The 22,364-nt window shown below is 69.1% G+C and carries 19 protein-coding genes and 1 pseudogene; 4 read left to right on the top strand and 16 right to left on the bottom strand.

The genetic code is table 11. The annotated features are described in order from the left end of the window. Positions 1-214: 214 nt before the first annotated feature. Both AB0O76_RS14575 and AB0O76_RS14570 read right to left on the bottom strand, forming a co-directional pair. On the bottom strand, positions 215-1,567 hold the full coding sequence (locus AB0O76_RS14575; protein WP_365489736.1) for an aldehyde dehydrogenase family protein: 1,353 nt from the start codon (positions 1,565-1,567) through the stop codon (positions 215-217). A gap of 167 nt (positions 1,568-1,734) precedes the next feature. Continuing rightward, positions 1,735-2,103: a hypothetical protein gene (locus AB0O76_RS14570; RefSeq protein ID WP_365489734.1), complete on the bottom strand. Its 369-nt coding sequence runs from the start codon at positions 2,101-2,103 to the stop codon at positions 1,735-1,737. A gap of 1,268 nt (positions 2,104-3,371) precedes the next feature. Between AB0O76_RS14570 and AB0O76_RS14565 the strand changes: the two genes are divergently transcribed. Beyond that, entirely contained in the window at positions 3,372-5,384 is a 2,013-nt protein-coding gene (locus AB0O76_RS14565) for a hypothetical protein (protein WP_365489731.1), read from the top strand. Between the two features lie 8 nt (positions 5,385-5,392). Here the strand turns inward: AB0O76_RS14565 and AB0O76_RS14560 are convergent, their stop codons facing one another. After that, entirely contained in the window at positions 5,393-6,970 is a 1,578-nt protein-coding gene (locus AB0O76_RS14560) for a translation initiation factor 2 (RefSeq protein WP_365489728.1), read from the bottom strand. A gap of 295 nt (positions 6,971-7,265) precedes the next feature. Between AB0O76_RS14560 and AB0O76_RS14555 the strand changes: the two genes are divergently transcribed. Continuing rightward, entirely contained in the window at positions 7,266-7,727 is a 462-nt protein-coding gene (locus AB0O76_RS14555) for a hypothetical protein (RefSeq protein WP_365489725.1), read from the top strand. Between the two features lie 219 nt (positions 7,728-7,946). On the opposite strand, the gene AB0O76_RS14550 is transcribed toward AB0O76_RS14555, so the two are convergent. Both AB0O76_RS14550 and AB0O76_RS14545 read right to left on the bottom strand, forming a co-directional pair. Next, on the bottom strand, positions 7,947-8,240 hold the full coding sequence (locus AB0O76_RS14550; protein WP_365489722.1) for a tetratricopeptide repeat protein: 294 nt from the start codon (positions 8,238-8,240) through the stop codon (positions 7,947-7,949). A 351-nt stretch (positions 8,241-8,591) separates the two neighbouring features. Beyond that, entirely contained in the window at positions 8,592-8,996 is a 405-nt protein-coding gene (locus AB0O76_RS14545; protein ID WP_365489719.1) for a transposase family protein, read from the bottom strand. A gap of 186 nt (positions 8,997-9,182) precedes the next feature. On the opposite strand from AB0O76_RS14545, the gene AB0O76_RS14540 reads away from it, so the two are divergent. Together AB0O76_RS14540 and AB0O76_RS14535 are read left to right on the top strand one after the other, a co-directional pair. After that, a complete protein-coding gene (locus AB0O76_RS14540; protein ID WP_365489716.1) occupies positions 9,183-11,165 on the top strand; it encodes a potassium transporter TrkA in 1,983 nt (660 codons plus the stop codon). Positions 11,166-11,438: 273 nt separating this feature from the next. After that, positions 11,439-11,777 (top strand): hypothetical protein, encoded by a 339-nt coding sequence (locus tag AB0O76_RS14535; RefSeq protein ID WP_365489713.1) that lies wholly within the window; start codon positions 11,439-11,441, stop codon positions 11,775-11,777. A gap of 82 nt (positions 11,778-11,859) precedes the next feature. On the opposite strand, the gene AB0O76_RS14530 is transcribed toward AB0O76_RS14535, so the two are convergent. From AB0O76_RS14530 to AB0O76_RS14480, 11 genes and pseudogenes are all read right to left on the bottom strand, one after another. Continuing rightward, positions 11,860-12,294 carry a hypothetical protein gene (locus AB0O76_RS14530; RefSeq protein WP_365489710.1) on the bottom strand — a complete coding sequence of 145 codons (435 nt, stop codon included), beginning with the start codon at positions 12,292-12,294 and terminating at the stop codon, positions 11,860-11,862. Positions 12,295-14,202: 1,908 nt separating this feature from the next. Continuing rightward, positions 14,203-15,447 carry a histidine kinase gene (locus AB0O76_RS14525; RefSeq protein ID WP_365489707.1) on the bottom strand — a complete coding sequence of 415 codons (1,245 nt, stop codon included), beginning with the start codon at positions 15,445-15,447 and terminating at the stop codon, positions 14,203-14,205. Next, positions 15,444-16,334, bottom strand: a complete 891-nt coding sequence (locus AB0O76_RS14520) for a response regulator (RefSeq protein WP_365489705.1) — start codon at positions 16,332-16,334, stop codon at positions 15,444-15,446. The genes AB0O76_RS14525 and AB0O76_RS14520 overlap by 4 nt, the downstream gene beginning before the upstream one ends. A gap of 344 nt (positions 16,335-16,678) precedes the next feature. Next, a pseudogene (locus AB0O76_RS14515) lies at positions 16,679-17,208 on the bottom strand (transposase); the annotation flags it as partial. Between the two features lie 125 nt (positions 17,209-17,333). Beyond that, on the bottom strand, positions 17,334-18,122 hold the full coding sequence (locus AB0O76_RS14510) for a hypothetical protein (RefSeq protein WP_365489702.1): 789 nt from the start codon (positions 18,120-18,122) through the stop codon (positions 17,334-17,336). Further along, complete coding sequence (locus tag AB0O76_RS14505; RefSeq protein WP_365489699.1) at positions 18,119-19,024, bottom strand: ABC transporter ATP-binding protein; 906 nt, start codon at positions 19,022-19,024, stop codon at positions 18,119-18,121. Before AB0O76_RS14505 ends, AB0O76_RS14510 begins: the two co-directional genes overlap by 4 nt. After that, positions 19,021-19,152 (bottom strand): hypothetical protein, encoded by a 132-nt coding sequence (locus AB0O76_RS14500; protein ID WP_365489697.1) that lies wholly within the window; start codon positions 19,150-19,152, stop codon positions 19,021-19,023. The genes AB0O76_RS14505 and AB0O76_RS14500 overlap by 4 nt, the downstream gene beginning before the upstream one ends. A gap of 147 nt (positions 19,153-19,299) precedes the next feature. Beyond that, entirely contained in the window at positions 19,300-20,415 is a 1,116-nt protein-coding gene (locus AB0O76_RS14495; protein WP_365489694.1) for a sporulation-delaying protein SdpB family protein, read from the bottom strand. Continuing rightward, positions 20,408-20,980 (bottom strand): SdpA family antimicrobial peptide system protein, encoded by a 573-nt coding sequence (locus AB0O76_RS14490; protein WP_365489690.1) that lies wholly within the window; start codon positions 20,978-20,980, stop codon positions 20,408-20,410. Before AB0O76_RS14490 ends, AB0O76_RS14495 begins: the two co-directional genes overlap by 8 nt. Positions 20,981-21,087: 107 nt before the next feature. After that, entirely contained in the window at positions 21,088-21,693 is a 606-nt protein-coding gene (locus AB0O76_RS14485; RefSeq protein ID WP_365489687.1) for a hypothetical protein, read from the bottom strand. Positions 21,694-21,849: 156 nt separating this feature from the next. After that, complete coding sequence (locus AB0O76_RS14480) at positions 21,850-22,140, bottom strand: hypothetical protein (RefSeq protein ID WP_365489684.1); 291 nt, start codon at positions 22,138-22,140, stop codon at positions 21,850-21,852. Between the last annotated feature and the right edge of the window lie 224 nt (positions 22,141-22,364).

Raw genomic sequence — 22,364 nt, 5'->3', positions numbered from 1 at the left:
GTCTACAGGTGCTCTCAACCGCATGGCCAGGGGAAACGCCATACATTCCGTGACCGATCGCGTCGGCATCGACTTGCGCATTCCCGCAGGCAGGGGCGTTTTCTGACCAAAGGACGGCCAAGAACCTCGCCCGAATCCGCTCGGAGCAGGCCCGTTTGTGTCCGAGTCCAAGCTCTCCCCCTTCTTGTCGGCCTCGCAATCGGCCGCCACCCGTTCAGCTCAGCGGGACGTCGAGGACGGCCTTGCGGTGGCTGAACGTCTCGATGGAGTAGCGGCCGTGGTAGTTGCCCATGCCGCTCTCGCCGACGCCGCCGAAGGGCAGGGTCGGCACGGCGAGGTGGTGCATCGGCAGGCCGAAGTTGAGGCCGCCCGAGGAGGTCTCGGCGGCGAGGCGGCGCTTGGTGGTGTCGTTCTCGGTGAAGGCGTAGAGCGCGAGCGGCTTGTCGCGCTCGTTGATGAACGCGATCGCCTCGTCGAGGTCCGCCACGGTCAGGATCGGCAGGATGGGGCCGAAGATCTCCTCCTGCATGACGGGTTCGTCGGACCGGACATCGGCCAGCACGGTGGGGGCGATGTACTTGTCCGCGCGGTCGCTCTGCCCGCCGGTGACCGTACGGCCGGAGTCCAGCAGCGCGGACAGCCGGTCGAAGTGCCGCTCGTTGATGATGCGTCCGTAGGCGTCGGACGTCTGCGGGTCCTCACCGAACAGCCCCTTGATCGCGACGACCAGGGCGGCCTGCAGTTCGGTCGCGGTGTCCGGGTCGGTCAGGACGTAGTCGGGGGCGACACAGGTCTGTCCGGCGTTGGCGAACTTCGTGACCGCCAGACGCTGCGCGACCGTGGTGATGTCGGCGTCCCGGTCTACGAACACCGGTGACTTGCCTCCGAGTTCGAGGACGACGGGGGTGAGGTTCTTCGCGGCGGCGGTCATCACGATGCGGCCGACCGTGCCGTTGCCGGTGTAGAAGATGTGGTCGAAGCGCTGCTCAAGGAGCACGGTGGTCTCCCGCGAGCCGCCCTCGACGACCGCGGTCGCGTCGGTGTCGAGATAGGCGGGCAGCAGCTCGGCCAGCAGCGCCGAGGTGCGGGCGGCGTAGTTGGCGGGCTTGATGACGACCGCGTTCCCGGCGGCGAGCGCGCCCGCGACGGGCACCAGCAGCAGATTGATCGGGTAGTTCCACGCCGCGATCACCAGGGCGACGCCCAGGGGGTCGGAGACGGTGTGGGCGGTGCTGCCAGGAATGCCGGGCACTGTCACGGGGGCGGGCTGCGGGGCGGTCCACTCCTCCAGGTGCTCCAGGTACTCGTCGATCTCGACGATCGTGAGGTCGATCTCCGTGGCGTCGGCCTCGGCGCGGTTCTTGCGCAGGTCGGCGTAGAGGGCGTCGGCTATCGCCGCGCGGTTGTCGGTGAGCAGGTCGCGCAGGCGGGTCAGCTGTTGCCGGCGCCAGGCCAGGGGCTTGGTGCGGCCGGTGCGGAAGGCAGCGCGCAGCCGGTCCACCAGCGCGCCGGCTTCGGCGGCGGTGAAGGTGTCGTCGAGGGTGAAGGCTGCCTTGGTGTCAGTCACTGTTGCGTCCTGTTCGGATGGGAGGGATAGCCGGCCGGTATCCGGGGGAATGAGAGCGGCACCCCGGCAGCCACACGCTGTTGGTCACCGCAAGGTCTGCATGACTGCCGCGGCAGCGGGAGCCGACCGCCCCGAGCGGCAGGATCGCCTGGAGACGGAGGAAGTCCTCAGGCGTCAGGGCGCGCAGCCCACCTCTTCGGCCGGGCCCCGCGGGCTGCGGGTGCCTTGATGAGGACGATGTCGTCACCCTGCGCCGGCAGCCAGGTCGGCGCAGGGTGGATGATCGCGATGCCCTTGCTCTGCGCCAGAGCTGTTAGCCCTCCTTGTACCTGGACGCCGCCCGTCCGGTGCGCGATCGGGCCGTATCCCACCGCGACTGGATCCGCGCCCTCTTCGGGGAATTGCTCGCGCGGCTCGGCCACGCCGATCCGGAGTCGGCGGCCGGTGCGCTGCTGATGAATGCCGCCCGGCTCACGGCCGATGCCACTGCTGGACACTGTGGCGATCGCCGCGGCCGCCTGCAGCTTCGCAGACACTCTGCGCTCCTTCGTACATCGATGCAGCTCATGCCCTATGACCGAGCCTTCTTACGCGATGCCATTCAACCTCTGCGACCTGCGGAAGCCGTAGAACGATCCTCGCTTCCCCTTGCACGATCCTCTTCTTTTCCATGGTGGGGACCCGCGTCTGTCAAGTACGACGAGAGCGGTGGGATGACCTCCTGTATGTCCGCGCCCTCGATTGCCGCCACCCAGCTGCAGCAGCTGGGCGCCGAGCCCGGTTACAAGATCCGGGAAGCCGGGGCCGCCGTCGGCTACAACGCTGCGCCCATAGGCTGTTCACGGCCTCGCCGGGCACCGATCAACATGTAGCGGTCCGCGCAGCGCGCAGGCTCGACAAGGGCGAGCGCGCAGCCTCCTCCGCGTGTGTGATCGACGTTCACGGAGAGGAGACCTCCGGCTCCGGTTCGTCTGTGGCGCGAGGGCCTGTGGCGAAGCGATGGGTGCAGTCGGGGCAGGCGTAGAGCGTCCAGCCAGCGGCGCTCGACCGCTCGATGTGGTGCACGGGAACGGGGGCGTCTGTCCAGCGGCGGCAGTTGCAGCAGAGTTGGGCGTTCATCGGGTCATCCACCACCCGCCCCGATCGGCTCTCGTACTCCGCTTTCTGTGAGACAGCCTCGATGCCTTCGAGGCGTACGTGTCGGTTCCTGCCAACTGACGGCTCCGAAGCGGGATGGGTGGGAGGGGGATGTGAGGTTCGGATCGGCGGAGGGGGCGGCGGCCTTCTTTCGCGCAGATCGGATGCGGCAGCCAAAGCGGGGGATGAGGTGGCAGCACCATGGCTTGGGCGCGTCCCCCGCCCCGCGTCGCCCCTTGCGTGCTGTAACCGCCCTTCGTTCGGGAGCGGCGGGGCTTCTCACTGGGCCATCTGCCTTGAGGGGTGGTGACGAGGCGAAGTGGCCCCACCCTGACTCTTGCGGTGAGACCGTTCCTGAAGAAGAACGGCGAGGCCAAGTAGACCACCGCACCATCCGTGGTCGCCTGATAGGCGAAATCTGTTGGCCCGCCGCCTGCGTCCCGGCCGCAAGGCACTCGTGTGGCAGCCATTCAAAGAGCCACGGACCGTCCTCTCAGGGCCCGCGAGGCCTCGATGAGCGGCGACATGGAGAACCTTGTGGAACCGTGGTGCCCAACGGGCGGCTTGTAAAGTGCCTGACGGTATGGGCAGTTCACCTGGCGGAGGGCTCCGAGCTATTTGTGACGCCAAGTCAGACAGCCCGAACAACGGAGCTGAGAGGGAGCGAATGAGGGTTGAACTTCCGCCGGAGCCGGTGCACTTCGTCAACCGTCACGACGAGCGTGAGCGGGCGCTGCGCGCGGTGGAGGATTGGCGGGGGCGCTCCAGGCCGCTGGTCGTGTCGTTGAGCGGGCCGGCCGGCCTGGGCAAGTCGGAGCTGGCGTACCTGATCGCCCGAACCGTGCGTGATCAGTACTCCGATGGAGTGCTGACGATCGACCTGGACGACTTCCGGCTCGACGGTGTGCTGGACCCTGGTGACGTGCTGGCGCAACTCCTGCAGTCCCTCGATGTGGAACCCGGCCTGGTGGCCCGGCAGTTCCAGGCGCGTTGCCGGCAGTACTGGAGCAGGACGGCGGATCTGAGGCTGGTGTTGATCGTAGACAACGCCCGGTACGCCTCGGAGATCGTCCCGCTGCTTCCGGCCTCGGGCGCGAGCCTGGTGATCGTCGCGAGTCACGGCCCGCTGTACGACCTGGAGGATGGCGCCGCGGTCGACCTGCAGCTCACGCCCCTGGCGGAGCAGGCGGCGACCGAACTCCTGGAGCTGATCGTCCGCGACGACCGGCTCGCCGCCGACCCGGCGGCGGTGCGTGCGCTGGTGAGCCTGTGTGACGGCCTGCCCGCTGCCTTGCACGTCGCCGGCCGCTGGATCCGCTCGCACCGACTGCGGTCGCTGTCCCGTCTGATTCCGGAGCTGCAGGGCGAGTGGAACGAGAAGGGAGTACCGGGCGTCGAGCGTGTCTGGGACGCGGCGTACAACGCCCTGTCCGACGTGGCGGCACGGCTGTACCGGTTGTTGCCCCACCACCCCGTGGCGAGCTTCACGCCGAATTCGGCCACGGCTCTGTTGGGGCTCGGGCCGGACGCCTGTCGGGAAGCCCTCGAAGAGCTGGACCGGGCCGGGGTGCTGGATCTGCGCGCGACACCGGGTCGCGAGGAAGGCCGCATGCGTCTGCCCGGGCCCTTACATGCGCACGCCTTGCGCAGGTCGCATCGCGATGCGGGGACGGATGAGGTGCGCGAGGCGCAGATCCGGGTCCTGTCCTGGTACGTCCGACAGGCCCAACGGGCGGACCGCTTCGCCGCCGGGCCCCGTCTGGTGGTGACGGACCGCATCGAGCTTGCGACGGATGCCCCCGATGTGGCGCTGCCGGATCCGCAGGCGGCGCCGGACGACGCATCCCGCACTGCGGCCGCCGAACGTGCGACGCAGTGGCTGTTCGATGAACGGCATGCCGTGTTCGGCTGTGTTCGTCTCGCCCACGCACTGGGCATGGACGCGGAGACCGTGGCCTTGTCGGAGCCGGTGTGGACGTATGCCCTGGACCATCCCGGCCAGGCCGAGGTCGTCGACGTGTTCCGGCTCGCCGTCGATGCGGCGGTCCGCCACGGTGGAAGCGCGGCCTGGCTCGTGCGTACGCGGTGCCAACTCGCCCGCCCGCTCTGGGAGTCGGGTGAGTTCGCCGCGGCCGGTGACGAACTCGATGCCGCGGCGTCGGCCGCGCGGCTGCTGGGCGGAAGCGGGCAGGACCGCAAGCTCGCCGCCTCGGTGATCGAGTTCCAGGGGATGCTCAAGGGCGCGCGAGGAGACTGGGCGGCAGCCGTGGGTGACTTCGCGAACTCCCGCGACGTCCACCGCGCGATCCCCAACCCGTACGGAGTCATGCTGCAGACCTACCGGATGGGCGAGGCCAGGATGCGGCTCGGTGAGACGGACGCCGCGTACGCCCTTCTGGCGGAGGCACACGAGGCGGCGCGGGAGCAGGTCCGTGAGCGGATGACGCGGCGTACCGGGTTCGCGCTGGCCGGTGCACTGAGGCGACTCGGCCGGGGCCCCGAGGCGCAGCGTCTGTACGAGGAGGCTCTCCAGGGTGCGCGAGGCCGGGGCTCCGGGTTCGACCAGGCACGTGTGCATGATGCGATGGCCGATCTGGCCGCGGAGGAAGGGCGGTCCGGGGACGCGGAGGAGCATCGGGAGGCTGCACACGAGATCCGTCGGCGCAACGGTCTGGCCTAGCCGCTCGCCTAGATCTCCCGCTGGGCTTCTTCGGCCGTTGCCGGGCGCAGGCGAACGGGGAAGGCCCGCTCACCGATCACACATGCCAGCCGGGCCTCGGCCGTCGACTGCACTCCGTGCGCGGTCAGCCAAGTGTGTACGGCCGAAAGGGCGGCGGCCGGGTCCACGCGCGCGATGCGGCCGTTCTCCGGAAGGGGGCCGACCTCGATGGCGTAGGGCCGGTCGTGCCCGCGTGCGCGCAGCAGGCATCGCCCCGGGGAAAGAATGACCGCGGCCGTGCGACAGCCCGGGTACTCGGACAGAGCGTGCAGGGCCCACCCGTCGAAGGTCCATGCCATGTCACCACCTGACGCGGGACAGTCGATCCGGCGACGGTACAACAGGCTGGCGGAACGGATGAGTTGCTCGCTCGCCACACCGTGCTCCACGGCGAGATGGTGCCCCGGCGTGCCCATTCCCGCAGGGTGGCGGGCGATGTGGACGCCTTCGGCGGTGAACTCGGCGTGCACGTCGAAGGCGGTGGGAACGCGGGCAGGCGGTGTGGGGGAGGGCAGCGTCTTGGCGGGACTGTGGAGGGCGGGCGGGGTGAGGTCGAGCAGGGAGTAGAGCTCGGCGCGCAGCCGCCGCAGGCCGTCGCCCTGGTGGCTGAACGCGGCCTGTGCGGCTGCATGCGCGAGCCCCGGCCGGTAGGCCCGGAGGGCCTCCTCGGTTCCCTCGGCCGGCCCCAACTCCGGTATGCCGTCCAGGAGTACGTCCATGGGGCTGCCAGGGATCAGTTCGTCACCACCTCGGCAGGCGCCGATGACGGGTCTGTCGCCCGCGGCCGCGTAGTACAGGGCCGTCGAACCGTGGTCGGTGATCAGGGCATCGGCCGCGATCAGGACGGATGCCCACTCGTCACGAGGGCGTGGCAGGAGCATTCCGGCCGCAAGGGCCGGTTCGAGCCGCTGCGTCATCTCGTACGCACCCAGCCTGCTCCACTCGTTCGGATGGACGATGAGCGCCAACTGGTACTGATCCTGCGGGAGTTGAGCCGCGAGCTGTGCGGGTAGCCCAGGGCGCTGCCAGAGCAGGGACTCGGGTCCCCAGGTGGAAGTGAGGGCGAGGAGGGTGCGAGGGCCTGTGCCAAGGCCGGCGCGGTAGAGGTCGCGGCGCGAACGCGACGCGAGGACGCGTTCCAGAGTGGGGTCGCCGATGACCTTCGCGCTGCGCGCCGCCTGCGGGGCCACCGCAGTGAGGCGCGACATCTGGTCGGGATGGGCCAGCGCGTGCAGAACGATCGGCGCGGCGTCGTCGGATCGGCGCAGATATGCCGGGTCGAGGCCGGATGCCGAGTCGGCCGAACCCTCGTACGCAATGGACTTGTTGAACCCCGCTCCGTGCGGCAGGAGGACATGCGTGCCCCGCAGCTGTCCAAGCCCGCCTTTGGGGCTCGCGGCGATGACTAGATCGAAGTCGCGTTCGTAGGCTTCACTCCATGGCACGGTTCGCCCGCCCACGGCCTCGATGACGGACAACGCGTCGGCGCCGAAGGCTGAACCGGGAAGCAGCGTGAAGAGGCGGGTGATCCGTTCGTCACCGGACAAGGCGGGCAGCACATCCAGCAGACGATGGAGCGCTACGGCTGACCGTGCGGCAAGGAGCACGGTTCTCCGCCCGTCGCCCGTCGCCCGTCGCCCGTCGCCCGTCGCCCGTCGCCCGTCGCCCGTCGCCCGTCGCCCGTCGCCCGCAATTGTCAATTCTAGTGAGGGTGGTGGGGTAGCGAAGTTGTTTTCGCAGATCGGAGCTGGTTCTTGTGCGTCGTCCGGCGACATGATCCGATCCTACCTTCGGGTGTTCATCGGGAACTGGGTGAGGGGCAGGGGTGGGGAGGGCGGCGGAATGAGTGAGTGGGGAGTTGCGCTGGTCGCTGCGGGGGCGGCGATAGCGGGCAGTGTCGTCACGGGCTGGTACGGCCGAGCCGCCGGGATGCGTCAGGCCGAAGCGGCTCGTCACGCGGGAGACCGGCAGGCGGAGGCGCTGCTCGCGTCGGTTCGGATGACGCTCGGGGCGGAGGCCGAGCGACGTGTCAGTGATCTGCGGCGTCAGACGTACGCAGAATTCCTGGCAGCCGCGGAGAGCCGCTTGCTGGCCGAGCGGACAGGGCAAGGAGATGGCCATGACGAAGCGCTGCTGTACAGAGCGTTGAGCGCAGTCGCTCTGGAGGGTCCGACCGCGGTCACTGAAGCGGCGCATCGTCTTATCGACTCTCTGCGTCGGCACGAGGGGCCGGATGAGCTGCAGCGTGCGAGGGAGGCCTTCATCTCAGTTGCGAAGGCAGAGGTGAGCGGGAACGAGGGCTGAGCGGCAGTGGGTGGAAACGTTCACCGGCCTGTGAGTGGATCGGTTTGGGCGGTTGCTGAAAGCGACGCGTGATCCCATCTTGAGATGGGCGCCGCCCGCACAGTGCCATGTTCCAGGAACTGTCCGGGGGCCGGCGCAAGAAGTGGTCGTAGTCGGCCAGGGCGTCCGTGTACCGGTTGGGGGAGCGGTAGATGACGCCGCGGTCACTGATGGCCCAGGCTAGTCCGGGTTCGATCTCGATGGCTTGGTGAGGTCGCCAAGAGCCTCGGTGTGCCGCTCCATGAGGCGATACGTCTCTCCACGGTGGGCCAGGGTCCACGGGAGCTTCGGGTTGAGGTCGAGGGCTTCGTGGAAGTCCGCCAACGCCTCCTCGTATCGCCTCAGGAGCTGGTATGTCTCCCCGCGTGCGACCAATGCCTGTGTGCGCGCTGTGCGCTCGAGGCCGCAGTTGTCGATCAGCAGCGTCAGGTAGTCGGCGCCCTGGGTGCGAGGATCGGCCAGAGCCCCACGCAACTGGGCGCCCCAGCCGTGCGCCGCTTCGAACTCAGCGTCGGCACCCCCTGCTCCAGTGTCTGAGCCCAGAGCCGAGCCACGGCGTCGCCGGACCGGATCGCACGTACGGCCATGGCCAGTGCTGCCGGTGGAGCGGATGCGGGATCCGCGCACAGGGAGTGGTACGTCTCCTCCAGCAGATGTTGCCGACTGTCCGCTTCGGACCAGGCTGTCTGTTCGCTGCCCCCCCCCAATTGCCCCTGGGCTCCCCGTCGATCGGGCGGCCCTGGGGGTATGGGGCCATGCGAATGCTTGGCCGCATGTCCGATTCTCGTTGGGTGGTATGCTGGTTTTCGTCGACGGTGGTTCTCTTCAGGCTTTCGCGGTGTCGTAGTCGAGACGGGGCCAGCGTCCGTGGCCGACGTTCATGCGGACCTTGGTCAGAATGCGCCAGGTCTTCAGGTTCGCGAAGGCGTGCTCGACGGCCGTGCGTTCGCGGCTGACCAGGTGGTTCGCCTCCTTCTCGGCGTCGGTGAGGCGGTGGGAGCGGGTCGCCTTGCGGCCGGTGATGATGACCGGAGCATCGTCGGGGTCGTCGTCGAGGCTGACGAAGCCGAGGTCGGCCAGGGCGCCGAGGCCGGCCTCGCGTAGATGCCTGGTGATGTGGTCGTGGCGGGCGGCGGTGATGGGTGAACCTGTGAGGGAGGAACCCGGTGGAAGTGGTTCCGACCGGGGCGACACCCCTGCCAGATAGAACCTCTCCCCGCGGCTGTTCAAGCGCCAGAGTCAAGGTGAGAGGCGTGACGGAGGGGAGCCGTTCGGTTCGTCCCCTGCTGGGTGCACCTCTGCGCCCCCCTCGGTCTCCTGCACCCCCTGCTTCCCTGCGATTAAACGATCGTGCTGACGGTAGGAATGACGTTGCTTGGGGGAGGGCCACCGGCGGCGGAGGGATGGTCTTCGGCAGTGCGCGTGAGACTGCGGGAGCGGTTGCGGTACTGGTTCGACGGGACGATGGCCCGGGGGACACAGTCCTTGATCGGCTGGCTGGGCCTGGCCTCCGTCGTGTTGATTGTCCTGGTGTCCTCGTCGGTGGTTGTGTTCACCGACGAGGACACCGAACAGAACGGCGGCTGGCCGGGCGTGGCCTGGATGAGTCTGCTGCGTACGCTCGATCCCGGCACGATGGGCGGGGATACCGGAGGTCCGCTGTTCCTCGGCCTCATGCTCGCAGCGACTCTCGGCGGGATCTTCATCGTCAGCGCACTCATCAGTGTGCTGACCGCCGGCCTGGAGGCGAGGATCCACGAACTGCGACGGGGTAAGTCCCGGCTGATCGAGTGCGGGCACACGGTCGTGCTCGGCTGGTCGGAACAAGTCTTCACGGTGATCGCGGAGTTGGTGGAGGCCAACCAGAGTGAGCGGCGTTTGTGTGTCGTGATCCTCACCGAGCGGGACAAGGTCGAGATGGAGGACGAGATCCGCAGAAGGATCCCGGACACCGGACACACACGGGTGATCTGCCGCTGCGGCAGCCCACTTCAGCGGGCGGATCTGGAACTGGTGAGCCTGGACGCGGCCAAGTCCATCATGGTGCTGCCGCCCGGCGGGGACGACGGGGACACCGATGTCATCAAGACTCTGCTGCTCCTGAACAACCGGTCGTGGAACGGCCCGCGCCCGAACATCGTTGCGGCAGTGCGGAGGTCGCCCAACTTGGCGGCGGCCCGACTCGCCGCCGGCGAGGACGCCCTGGTGATCGACGTCGACGATATCGCCGTGCGCCTCATCGTGCAGTCGCACCGGCAGACGGGCCTGTCCACCGTCTTCAACGAAATACTCAGCTTCGTCGGCAACGAGCTGTATCCCTACCCCGTGACCGGGCTGACCGGCGCCACGTACGGGGAGGCGCTCAACAGATTCGACCTCGGGATCCCGATCGGCTTGCGCAGGAAGGAAGGTGAGTCCCTGGTCAACCCGCCTATGAACACGGTCATCGCCCACGATGACCAGGTGCTCGTCCTGGCCGAGGACGACCTGCTGATCCGCCTGGCAGACACCCGGCCCGCAATCGTCGGCTCGGCGATCACCTCCGCCCCCGGCCGGCCTCCGACACCCGACCGCACACTCATGATCGGCTGGAACTCCCGCTCGGCAAAGATCATCACGCTGCTGGACTGCCTGGTCGAGCCCGGATCGCTGATCGACATCGCGGCCACTGAACGCCCCGAGAACGAACTCCAGGAGCACTTGGAGAACCTCACCGTGGACTACAAACCCTGCGAACCCACCCTCCGGCCATCGTTGGAGGCCCTGGGACTGGACGACTACCGCAACATCATCGTCCTGGCCGATGACGACATCGACCCCGAATCGGCCGATGCCCACACCCTGGTGACGCTGCTTCACCTCCGCGACATCGCCATCCGGTACGGCAGTCCGTACTCGATCGTCACTGAGATGAACAATGACGCCAACCGCGAGATCGCCCAGGTCACCAAGGCGGACGACTTCATCGTCAGCACCAAGATAATCAGCCTCCTGCTGACCCAACTCGTTGAGGACCGCCACCTCCACGCCGCGTTCACCGATCTTTTCGATCCGGCGGGATCGGAGATCTACCTCAAGCCGGCCACCAATTACCTCCTTCCGGAAACACCGGCGAACTTCGCAACAGTCATCGAGGCGGCCCGGCAACAGGGAGAGACAGCCATCGGCTACCGGATCGCGCGGCACAGCGATGAACCTCCGACCTACGGCATCTTCCTCAACCCCGCCAAGACCGCGCCGCTGTCTCTGAGCGAGGACGATGCCATCGTGGTACTCGCCGAGGACGGCCGCCCGGCCGTCACCATGCCCGCGGCCCGAGACGGACACGGCACCGGCGGCGCGGAGGCGGTACCGCCGTTCAGCCCCGGCCCCGGGCCGTCCGCACCGGGTCCTTCCTGAACGCCCAGGGCATCTTGGGCTCCGTGCAGCCCGGATGGTCCTGCGTCAAAGTCCGCCGCCGTCCGAGCGACTTCGGCTGCGGAGAACGGGTGAATCGTGAGGTTTTGCCATTTGCTCCGGCGTTGCAGAGGTCATATCCGGGCCATGCAGACGCGATCCGACTTCCGAATCATCCGCTTCAACGAACGTCTCGGAGACCGCAGGCCCCCCAGTAATTTCAACCCTGGGTCGACTCACTATGCCGGACAGGAGACGTCCGAGAAGCGATTCGAGGTGGACCGGGAGCCCGTCGGGGAGGGCTACCTGGTGATCCAGGTGTACGGGGTGGACTTCCGCACACACCGCGTCCTGGTGAACGGCGAGGACCTTCCGCAATTCGACATTGCCAGTCAGCAGCCGGGAAGGCCGGTCTGGGAGACCTGGCTGGACCCGATCGAAGAAGGCATCCTGCGGAGGGGGCGGAACACGATCCGGGTCATGCACGGCTCGACACCCCAGCCGGACAACTTCATCGTCGGGAACGTCGTCGTCCATTGGCGCGAGGAGGTCGACGGCTCCGGAGGCGACGGGTACGACAGGTACCGGAACCGCGACGATCACGGCGATTACTGATCCACTGCCGACGGCCCGGGGCATCCGAGGGGAGCTGCCGCCGAGCCGAGGCACATGCGCGTACGGTGTTGGCCCCGCCGGATCAGGCCAGGTCGATCCCATGGACGGCGTGGAGCATCGCTCGTTGCTGCGCACCGGTGTTCAACAGGGCCAGGCCGTGCGCGGCGGTGTCGGCGGGGAGCAGGGCGTCGAGCCACAGCCTGGACGGTGTGCAGGTCGAGTCGGCCACGTGACATTGCCGCCATGCCTGGCCGGGGCGGGGAAGACGGAGGGGGATCGGGGGGGGGTAGGAGCGGTCGCTGGTGGGGCGTAGGACGTTGCCGGAGATCGCGGTGATCAGCCACCCTCGGCCGTCCTTGTGGCAGGCGGAGATGACGTCGGTCAGCACGATCGCCGCGTCGGCGAACACGAACCGGCCGTGCTCCAGCAGGAGCCGGTAGCCGCGCGGCACGGTGCGCAGTGCGTCATGGGCAGCGTCGGCGAAGTGTTCGCAGGAAGAGCCCGCCCGCTCCAGCATGTCGCGCGCCTCCTCGCACCTCCGCCCTCCCTTGCCTGTGGTGCGTCGTCGCGAAAACCGTTTGCACCGCCGCTGCCAGCGCGTCGCGATCTTTGGCGATGCACGTGTGGTGCTCATGTGATTACTGTGGGTGCATGGTGGGTCGAGGTCGCGTTTCCCGGCGGCTCCTGCTCCGGGTCGCCTGTCTGGCATGGGCGGCCCTGCTGCTGTGCGGTGCGTCGGCTGAGACGTCCGTCCAGGCCGGGCTGCCTGCCGAGACGTCGATCGCACTGACGGTGGATTCCGAAGGAGAAGCAACCTCGGCTTCCACTGTTGCGTACTGCACCGGTCGTTCAGACCGCGCCCGTCCGCGCGCACGCCGCTGCCGGGCGCCACTGCCTCCGCGCCCGCCGCGCACCGAACGGGCCGGCCCTGCCTGGGATCTCAAGGACCGGGCCGCTGCCCGCGCTCGGCACACCGCCCTGCGCTGCTGACCGGTGTCACGGCCCCGGAAGGGGCTGTTCAGGAGACTCCTCACACCATCGCAGCGAAGGCACCTGTCATGACCATGGACCTGTACAGCGCGCTGGAATCCTACGTCCGCGCACAAGTCAGCCCCTCACACACCCAGCCCTCCGACCTCACACCGCAACCGGCCGTTCCCCGCAGCGCGGCGCCGCAGGGCGCTCCCGCCCGGCCGCGCCGTCCCGCGGCGTCCTCACCGGCTGCCGCCGCTCCAGCTGCTGATCGCGGCCCGGGCGTATTCGCGCGGTTGCGGTCCCTGCGCAGAGCCTGACGACCGCCAGTTAGGCAGCAGGCGATAGGCAGCACCGATCCGGTACGCCCTCGGACAACGGACGCTCCCGGACATCGGGAGCGTCCGGCGTCGGCCTCGGCGGCCAGCAGTTCCTCACCCATATGGAGGAAGGGAACGTCAGTGTCGGGCCTGGCCTCGACCAGGCCAGCACCTGGGAGATTGAGCGCACCAACGGTGACAACTGGGTTTACCTACGTCATCGCCGCCATCGGTGGCACGGCCCACCTCACGTTGTCCATAGCCCCGGAACCGAGCGTTCCTCCCCTCATCGAGCTGTCACAGAAGAATTCCCAAGGCTGGACCTTCGAGCGCGTCAGCCAGTCGCTGCCAAGGGGAACGGCATCTGAGAGTTCGGGACGTGAGTAGTCGTCCGTTTCTCGGTTGGGTCTGAGTGAGGACTGCTGGTCAGCGGGACGCAATGCGGCTCAGGTGCCGGACTGGGCGAACAGGCCAGGCGCAGGACCAGTGCGCGGATCGAGCGGACTGTGGGTGGTCGGCCCGGCCTCTTCGGCCGGCACGTGCGGGCGTGGCGCCGCTTCATCAGGTCGCGGTGCCACCGCAGCACGGTGTCAGGCTGGATCAGTAGCCGTAGCTGGCGCAGGACCTGGCGGGGAAGGGGCACCGGCAGAGCGGCAAGGAATGCCGGTCTTCCGCAGTGAACTTCACCCGGTCCGCGCCGAGCTGCCGTTCGATGACGGTGAGTTGGTGGCGCAGGGCGAGGATCTCCGCGTCCTTGTAGCTGTCGCTCAGTGGCAGTAACCGCAGTGCGCGAACATCTTGGTGACGGCCAGGTAGGCGAGACGAAGCAGCACAAGTGCTCATCCTGCCGCACCACCGGCCAGGCTCCTGATCTGCATGGATGACATTTTCGGCAGACGCACAGCCGAATCGCCGCACTCCGAGCCTCGTCTCCGAGGTGCCACCCGCCATCACCGCACAGGCCGTCGGCTACACGGCTCGGTGAGCGGAGCAACATGTCAACACAATCGGCATGGCATGGGTGAACCATGCTCCTGCGCGCCGTGGTTCCGGCGAACTGACGACATCCTGATACGCGATGCCGTCGCCGATGAGGTGCAGGACTGTTTCCGCGTCCGTCCCTTCTCTTGCCCTCAAGGCTGATGGGTGGCTGCTGTCCGCGGTGCCGTCAACCGCCTCTCCGGCCCCATGAGCCCGTGCCCCGGGGCCGGGAACGCGGCCCGGAGCAGGAAGGAGCCGTCCGGCGTCGGGCCCGCGGTGAGTGCGCCGTCCAAGACGCGGGCGCGTTCGCGCAGACCAGTCAGGCCGTGCCCGCCGCTCTTTCCGGAGGCGGCCTCTCCGGTGGTCTCAGGCGCGGCTTCACCGGTGGCTCCCCGGGCCAGCGCGCTGCGGACCTCGACGACCAGACAGGTGTCGCCGTCCACGGACTCCACGCGCAGAGCGACCGGGGCGCCGACGTCACCGTGTCTCAGTACGTTGGTCAGCGCCTCCTGCACCGTGCGGTAGGCGGCCAGCTCCACTGTGGCGGGCCAATACACCCCATCCCCCGGGGTGATGGTCAGGGGCTCCACCGTGAGTCCGCTGCGCTCGACGAGGACGGGGATGTCGGCCAGGCAGGAGCCGATTGGCACGCTCGCCTCCCCTGGGTGCTGTCCCCGCAGCGCCCTGACCAGGTGCCGCACCTCGTCCAGGGCGCGCAGGCTCACCGCGCGGATCAGTTCGGCCTCCCGGCGGGTGTCCGCGTCCGGGGCCCGCCGGGCCAGCGCCGCCGCTCTGACCGAGATCAGGTTCATCTCGTGCCCCACCACGTCGTGCATCTCGCGGGCGAGCGCGGCCCGCGCGGCCTCCTCGACGGCGGCGCGCTCGCTCCTGAGGGCACGCTCCCGGCTCTGCCGCAGGGCCAGGACCTGTTCGGCTACGCGGGCCCGGGAGCGCAGCAACTGCCCGAGCGCCGCCGGTGCCGCCCCGAACACCGTGCAGTACACCAGTGCCTGGAGCACGTCACCGGGCGGGTGTGGCGATCCGCCGCGCCACAGCAGAGAGTCGAGGAGTTCGGTGACGGACACCACGACCGCGCACAGCGACGCCGCCACGAGGGGGAGTAGTCGTGCCGCTGCGACCAGGGCCACCAGGGAGGCCAGTTGCATGCCCGCCGGGAGCGCGGGCAGCGTCAGAACGAGCACGAGCACGGGTCGGCGCCGCCGCCACGGCAGGGCGGCCAGGGCGAGCACCGTCAGCACGAAGCCGTACGGGCCCGGCTGTTCCTTCTCGCCTTCGAGGAGTTCCACCAGCAGGTCGGTGCCTGCGAGGAGCAGTACGGCCACCTCTGTCGCGCAGCGGCGCAGGAAGGGCGGGAGCCTGAACGTGGCGGGAGTCATGGGGCCGGTTCCGGCGGCGTTGCGCCGTCGCGTCCCGGAGTCGGCCGAGACCCGCCGACGAGGCCGGCCTGGTAGGCGATGACCGCGGCTCGTACGCGGTTGTCCGTGCCGAGCTTGGCGAGCGTGGCGCTGACGTGCTCCTTGGCCGTACCGGGAGTGATGGCGAGCCGTTCGGCGATCTCCGGGTTGGACAGGCCGGTGCCGAGCAGCGCGAGCACCTCGTGCTCCCGGGCGGTGAGCCGGGCCAGACGCCCCCGCAGTTCGCGCGATGCGGGCTGTTGCGCCGCATGGGCCGTGCCGTGTCCCAAGACGTCGTGTTCCAAGGCCTCGCGTCCCAAGGCGTCGCGTTCCAGGACGTCGCGTTCCAGGACGTCGCGTCCCGAACCATCGCGTCCCGAGACGTCGGACGACGACAGGGTGGCATCCCACTGGCCAGGCCGCCCGGCCGTCGACTCCGGGCCAGAAGGTGTCCGGGCGCCGAGCGAGGAGGCGTACCCCTCCACGATCGCCGCGGCGATGGAGGGGGAGAGCAGCCCACCGCCCGCCGCTGCCGCGCGCACGGCGCGGATCAGGTCGTCCGGATCGCTGTCCTTGAGCAGGAAACCGTCCGCCCCGGCGCGCAGCGCGCGCACCACGTACGCGTCGGCGCTGAATGAGGTCAGCATGACCACGGCCGGCGTCGGAATGCGTCCCTTGAGGTCCTCAAGCACCGTGAGGCCATCACGTTGGGGCATCCGGATGTCGAGCAGCACCACATCGGGGGAGTGCGCGGCCACGGCCTTGAGTACGCCGTCCGCCTCGCACGCCTCGACCACGCGTATGTCCCCGGCCGTCTCCAGGACCATCCGCAATCCCGTACGGAACAGTTCCTCGTCATCGACGATCACGACGTCAATGACGTCGTCAGGTCGACCCACCGGTCTGTCTGCCACTGTCCCCGTCGCCCCCGTTGTTCCCCCTGTTGATCAGGTGTCCATCATGGGTTTTCCGTCCAGACTTGTGCAAGCCGGACGAGTGCCGAGGGCCGGCCCGTCCCTGTGACGCCCCTTCAGCTTGTCGTTTGTCGTCCGGCTGCCGGCGGTGTCGCAGGTCTTCGTGGCCGTCTTCGATGTCCAGGCCGTCGACGAAGTGCACCGTCTGGGCCCAGGTAGTGAGCTCGTCGAGTCCCACCTGGCCGTCGGCGGCCTGCTCCAGTACGCATGCGATCGCGGCGCGGTCCACGAGGGCGGTGGTCCGACCGCAGCCTGCCCAGCAGCTCGACCGGTGGATCTGCCAGCAGGAACGACAGCCGCTGAACGTCGTAACCGGCGTCCAGGACCAGGAGGATGTCCCGGTCGCCGGGCTTCCACTGCCCGGCGGCGACCAGGCCGCTCGACGACCTCGCGGACCTGGACGGCGGTGACGGCCGCGACGTCGGCACACGGCTCCAGTCGGATCGCGTCCAGCAAGGCGGTCCAGGAGGTGGGGCCCACCTCCAGTGCCGCGACGATCGAGTACGGCCAGCCGGGGATCATGCGGTGCTCGTTCTTGCCCCGGCCATGGGTATGGCAGAAGGAGCGGTCTGGGGAGGTGTTCGCGTCCGGCCTCAGCCACGGGCTGACATCCGCGGCGAGCACGACGCCCGTCCGCGGCCCGGGGCAGCGGCAGCCCAGCCAGTGTCCTGCGCAGCCGTGCGACGTCGAGGCGGCCACGGTTGAGCCCGTCGTACAACGCGCCGTGCCTACGACGGTGTTCAGGCGCAAGGGCAAGGTCGGCCACAGGATCGGGCGAAGGCCACCCATGTCCTCTGAACTGCGAAAACACGGCTCAAGTTCGAGGGTCGTTCGACGCCGGGACGATAAACGACCAGTTCAGGCACTGTCCCTGACTCACCATTCCAGGCCCCGCTATTCCAGGACCCGCTCCGCCCGGAAGACCAGCGGCATCAGCCCAAGCAGCACAGCCGTCAGCACCGCGGTGCCGCTCACGTACCAGCCCGTCATCGTCGTATAAGCGCCCGGAGCCAGGCTGCTGGCCGTTGTCGCCCCCAAGGCGGGGAGCAGGGCGACCGCCCGCGCGAGCCCCCCGCCGAGGCCTGAGGTCGGCCGCAGCCCGGCGGGCCAGCGGAAACCGATGAACACGGTGGAGGACGCGGCCCACAGCACGGAGGCGACCGGGACGAGCAGCCCCAACAGCAGGTATCCGGCGCTGAGGTGGACACTGCTGCCGCCGAACGTCAGGGCCGCCCAGGCGAGTCCGGTGAAGCTGAGTACGAGGGCGAGCCAGGACAGCGCCCCCGTGATCAGCGCGCACGCGGTGTAGGCGAGGTACACGGAGCGCAGGCGGAGCGGTGTGGCGAGCAGTGCCTCCATGGAGCCGCCCGACAGGTCTCCAGAGACGACGGCGCGGCTGACCGCCCCCGTGATCAGCGCGGCGGCCACCCCGAGCAGGGTGGGCGCGGCGAGCAACGCGGTGCTCAGCGCGCGGGCGGTGGCGGAGTGCAGACCAGCCACGGCGACCAGGTCGTTGTCGGCTGCGACGAGGTCTCCGTGGACCGCGTCGGGGAAGACGTGCGGCAGCACGAGCAGCAGGGCGACGAGGCCCGTACCGGCGGCCGCGGGGACGAGCAGGGCCTGGCGGCCCTGGTGGCGCCAGGTGCGGACGAGCAGCGCGCCGAGGAGTCCGCCAGTGGTCATGAGGGATCGTCCAGGAGTTGGTGGATGGCGGTTGCCATGGCAGTCCGCGTGGCGGTCTCAGTGCCGACTCCGGTGGTGTCGGCGCTGCTTACGGAGACGGGGCGTACGTCGGTGACCTCGACACCCCTGGCGACGAGCCCGGCGATGTGCTCACCGATCGTCGTGTCCTGCCCGAGCTCGGCCCGCTCCCAGACTCCGCCGCCGCGCGAGGTGCGCAGGTCGTACACGGACGGCGACGCGGCTTGCTCCGGGTCTTCCGCCACCGGCAATCTGGTGAGCGCCCCACCCTTGAGGATCAGCAGTTGCGAGGCGAGTGTCATCGCCTCGGGCACGCTGTGCGTGGAGTAGAGGACGGTCTTGTGCGCGCCCCAGGAACGTACGAGTGCGCGGGTGTGCTCGGCGCTGACCGGGTCGAGCCCCGTCATGGGCTCGTCGAGCAGCAGTACGTGCGGGTCGGTCAGGGTGAGCCTGGCCAGGTCGGCCCGCTGGAGCTGGCCCCTGCTGAGCCGGGCGGTACGCCGGCTCAGCAGCCCCTCGATGTCGAACCGCCCGGCCGCGTCCCGTATCCGCTCGGTGCGCCGAGCCCCGTCCAGGCCCTGCACCCGGGCCCAGAACTCCAGGTTGTCCCGCACGCTCAACTGCGGGCTGAGCGCGGCACGGTGGGTCAGCACGCCGATCGCGCGCTTCGCCTCGCGGTGGGCGGCCAGGTCGGTGCCGCCGAGGAGCACGCGGCCCGCGAGCGGCGGCAGGATGCCGGCCAGGACCCGCATGAGCGTGGTTTTCCCGGCGCCGTTGCGTCCGAGCAGGACGTGGACCCCAGGGGTGAGTTCCGTGTCGATGGGGCCGATCAGCGGGCGCCCGCGGTATCCGGCGACGACCCTGTCAAGGCGTACTCCCGTCATGGTGCGTCGAAGAGGGTGCCGCGCTGCTCGGCCGTCAGCTCGCTCTCGTCGACGCGACGGAGCAGCGCCAGATGTCGGCCCGCCTTGCACCTGCCCAGCCGGCGTGGACCGAGCCGGATGGTGGTCACTGAGGCTCCGTGAACCCAGCTTCCCCAAAAGACGTGGCCCTTGCCGCACGCGATGATGGTGTCCGCAACCATGTGTCTCTCCTTTTAACCGAGGTGGGGGGTGGACGTCTAACCGAGGTGGGGGTGGACGTCGGTTCTCTGTCGGTTTCATCGCCCGTCCTGCGGTACGGCACGACGTCCCGGCCGCCGCCCCGACGGCGGTAGGGGGTCCGCGAGCTCCACGCGGTCCGGCGTCGCGGCGACCGCGGCAGAACCGATCATGATCAGACTGAAACTCCACAGGCCGATGGTCGCGATGATGGCGCCATGCAGCAGCACATCCATCCAGAAGGCCAGCTTCCGCCAGCGCTCCGGACCGATCAGCAACGCGGCGATCACCAGTTCAATGATGATCGCACCCCACGTCATCACGCTGACCAGCAGCCCATTTCCAGACATGTGCAGCAGCGGTGCCGCGAAGGGCTCGGCGACACCGAAGACCGGGTCGCGCAACACGTAGTACTCGGCCGAACCGTTCAGCCAGTCCGGGACGCCGAACTTGCTGATGCCGGACTGGAGATAGAGGATCACGAGTTGTATGCGCAGGGCCCAGAAGGCGGCGAACGCCACCCCTCGGCGCCGCGGGCCGAGGACGGTGGTCGGCCGCTGCCAGTGCCAACGCCGGTCGTCGGCCAGGCCCATGAGGATCAGGAGCAGGCAGACGATCCGCGCGATGGCCTCGCCGCCGTCGGGCAGCGCGGTGCTGACGCCGATCGAGTAGGCGATCCAGGCGTGGATCCACGCGGTCCAGCGGGGCCGGTATCCGCTGGCGACCAGGGCGAGCAGCGCGACCATGATCCAGCGACGCCACTCCTGGGAGACCGCGTCACCGCCCACGCAGTACGTGGAGATGGCCTGCACGCCCGCACAGTGCGGGTAGGGCTGCTCGCCGAGGAGGGGGTGGAGCAGCGCGGCGGACGGCGTGAGCGCCAGGGTGATCAGATGCGCCAGGGCGATGATCGTGCGGCCGCAGCCGAACCACACCGACCGTGGGTCGAAGCGTCGCAGCGCCTGGTCCACAGCATCGGGAAGGCTCACGGGCGGGGCTGCCGTCGCTCGCGCGGTTGTCTTCTTGCTCCTGTTGTTCCTGCTGTTTCTGTCGGCCATCGACTTGTTTCGGTCGGCGATCGACGCCCCTGTTGCCTTCGGTCCGGCCTTCGTCGCCTCAGCCACCGCGCCGGTCTTCGCCGTCTCAGCCATCGCACCGGATGCCGTCTCAGCCATCGCACCGGATCCGCAGGTGCGCCGCGCGGGTCACGCGCGAGGTCTCGGGCAGCAACTCGCGATAGGCCCAGGGCACGGGCCGCTGATTGGTCACGATGACGTCTCCGCAGAGCGAGGGAAGGGGGGAGGGGTTGGTCACCGCAGTGGCGGGCCGGACCGCGGCCGCGCGCAGACAGTCGTCATTGGAGCCCTGACAGGTCTCCCAGTGACGCACCTTGGAGGCGAGCAGCGCCTCCTCGGGACCTTGGGCGCGCTGCCGCCGTGAGAGGCCGAAGAGGTTCTCGGCCTTGCCCTGCGGGGTCAGCGAGAGGTTCTCGGGCCGCGCTCCGCCGCCGCGCGGCCGGTAGGCGCCGAACTGCTCGCTCTGCGGGTCCTTGGTGAAGAAGGCCCAACCCTGCGGAACGAACGCGGAGAATGCGGTCTTCACCGGGGGCATCCATGGCTGCGTGGTCACATTGCGCGGCATGGCGAAGTAGATGGAGGCGGCCAGGACGGCGAACAGCGCTGCGGCAGCCGTGACGAAGGCCCGGCGCTCTCGTCGTACGGCCTGGGACGTGTCGCTCATGTACGTTTCCTCGGACGTGTGGGGCGCCGCCCGGCTGGGAGGGGCGGCACACCGCACACGGTGTTCACAGAGCCTCGGCGCTCACCGCGCCTTGATCACTACGACGTTTACAGAGCCTTGGCCACCGCGACGTTCAGCGCTTCGCGGGTGAACTGCGAGGTGTCGTCGGCGGGCCGGTAGGCGACCACCACGACCACGCCCACCTCGGCGACGGCCGCCACCGTGGTGGCCACCGTGCCGGTCTGGAGAACGACGTTGTCCGTCTTGACCCAGAAGGAGCCACGCGCGACGCCGTCGGGGAGCGACTTCTTGTCGGTCACCTTGTTCACGTCGGCCGCGAGGCGGGTGAGAGCGGCGTCGACCTTGTACGGGTCGCCGCTCTGCACGTTCTCGGTGACGGCCTCGTGGAACTGCGGGTCGGCCTTGCGCAGCGCCCCCGTGAAGGCGGCGGTCTTCGCCGAGCCCACCTTCTGGTGCGGTATGCCGAACTTGTCGAGTACGTCCGGGTGTTCCTGAGCGGCGCGGCCGCTGCCGAGCGTGAGGAGCCCAACGATCTCCTGGTCGTTGTACGCGACGCCTTCGGCCGCGCTGCTCTTGCCACCGTCGTGGTGAGTGGGCTCCGCCGCGAGCGCCGTGGGGGCGAGCGTGGTCAGCACAGCGGCCGCGGTGACCGCGCCAACACCGGCGATCCGGGTACGTCGGGATGCCTTCATCTGCACGTTGTCTCCTCATCGAAGATCCGGTCCGAGCGGTTGCCGGACCTGGAACTTGATCTTGGTGGCGGCGGTGCGGCGCCTCAAGAAAGAGCCCGCAAAGAGGCGGCAACGGGTCTATGTCGACTCCTCTGTCTCCTCCGCCTACCAGGGGGTTCACCCCCCCTGCCTGGGGGGTGCGTACCCGCCGATCGTGGGCTGTCGAGCGACGGCACCCATCCGGAGAACGGGGACCGGTTGCTGGAGCACGTCTTCGTCGCGCCGGAGCGACGGGTGCAGGGCGGGGCGGACGTGGCCGTCGTCGGCACCGGCCCCAATGGCCTGGCCACCGACGTGACGCTCGCCCACGCGGGCCTGCGCGCCGAGCCGTACGAGGCCGCCGACACCGTCGGCGACGGGCGGCCCTCGCGGGAAGGCGCTGTTCGACTCCGAGGTCGTGCACGACATCTGTGCGGCCGTGCACCGTATGGCCACCGCCTCCCGGTCTCCCTACGCCCACCCGCTCGACGGCGGCACGTCCGGGCCCGCAGGTCTCAGGGGGCTGCTTGTCGGAGGGCGCGGTGGGGGTGGTGGATGTTGAAGTGCGCCTCGTATGTGGCCAGGACGCTTCGCAGGTGCCGTTCGTTACCTGGATGGCCTCGGCTGCGAAGACGGCGGCGAAGGCGTCAGTG

Source organism: Streptomyces sp. NPDC086554, from assembly GCF_040686095.1.
In the GTDB taxonomy this organism is placed as follows: Bacteria; Actinomycetota; Actinomycetes; order Streptomycetales; family Streptomycetaceae; genus Streptomyces.
This window is presented reverse-complemented; position numbering and strand designations above follow the sequence as displayed.

Coding starts and splice junctions, on each gene's coding strand:
- AB0O76_RS14505 (WP_365489699.1), bottom strand. CDS start 19,024: ATGACGGGAGTACGCCTTGACAGGGTCGTCGCCGGATACCGCGGGCGC.
- AB0O76_RS14525 (WP_365489707.1), bottom strand. CDS start 15,447: ATGACTCCCGCCACGTTCAGGCTCCCGCCCTTCCTGCGCCGCTGCGCG.
- AB0O76_RS14485 (WP_365489687.1), bottom strand. CDS start 21,693: ATGAAGGCATCCCGACGTACCCGGATCGCCGGTGTTGGCGCGGTCACC.
- AB0O76_RS14495 (WP_365489694.1), bottom strand. CDS start 20,415: ATGGCTGAGACGGCATCCGGTGCGATGGCTGAGACGGCGAAGACCGGC.
- AB0O76_RS14480 (WP_365489684.1), bottom strand. CDS start 22,140: ATGTCGTGCACGACCTCGGAGTCGAACAGCGCCTTCCCGCGAGGGCCG.
- AB0O76_RS14555 (WP_365489725.1), top strand. CDS start 7,266: ATGAGTGAGTGGGGAGTTGCGCTGGTCGCTGCGGGGGCGGCGATAGCG.
- AB0O76_RS14530 (WP_365489710.1), bottom strand. CDS start 12,294: ATGCTGGAGCGGGCGGGCTCTTCCTGCGAACACTTCGCCGACGCTGCC.
- AB0O76_RS14510 (WP_365489702.1), bottom strand. CDS start 18,122: ATGACCACTGGCGGACTCCTCGGCGCGCTGCTCGTCCGCACCTGGCGC.
- AB0O76_RS14490 (WP_365489690.1), bottom strand. CDS start 20,980: ATGAGCGACACGTCCCAGGCCGTACGACGAGAGCGCCGGGCCTTCGTC.
- AB0O76_RS14565 (WP_365489731.1), top strand. CDS start 3,372: ATGAGGGTTGAACTTCCGCCGGAGCCGGTGCACTTCGTCAACCGTCAC.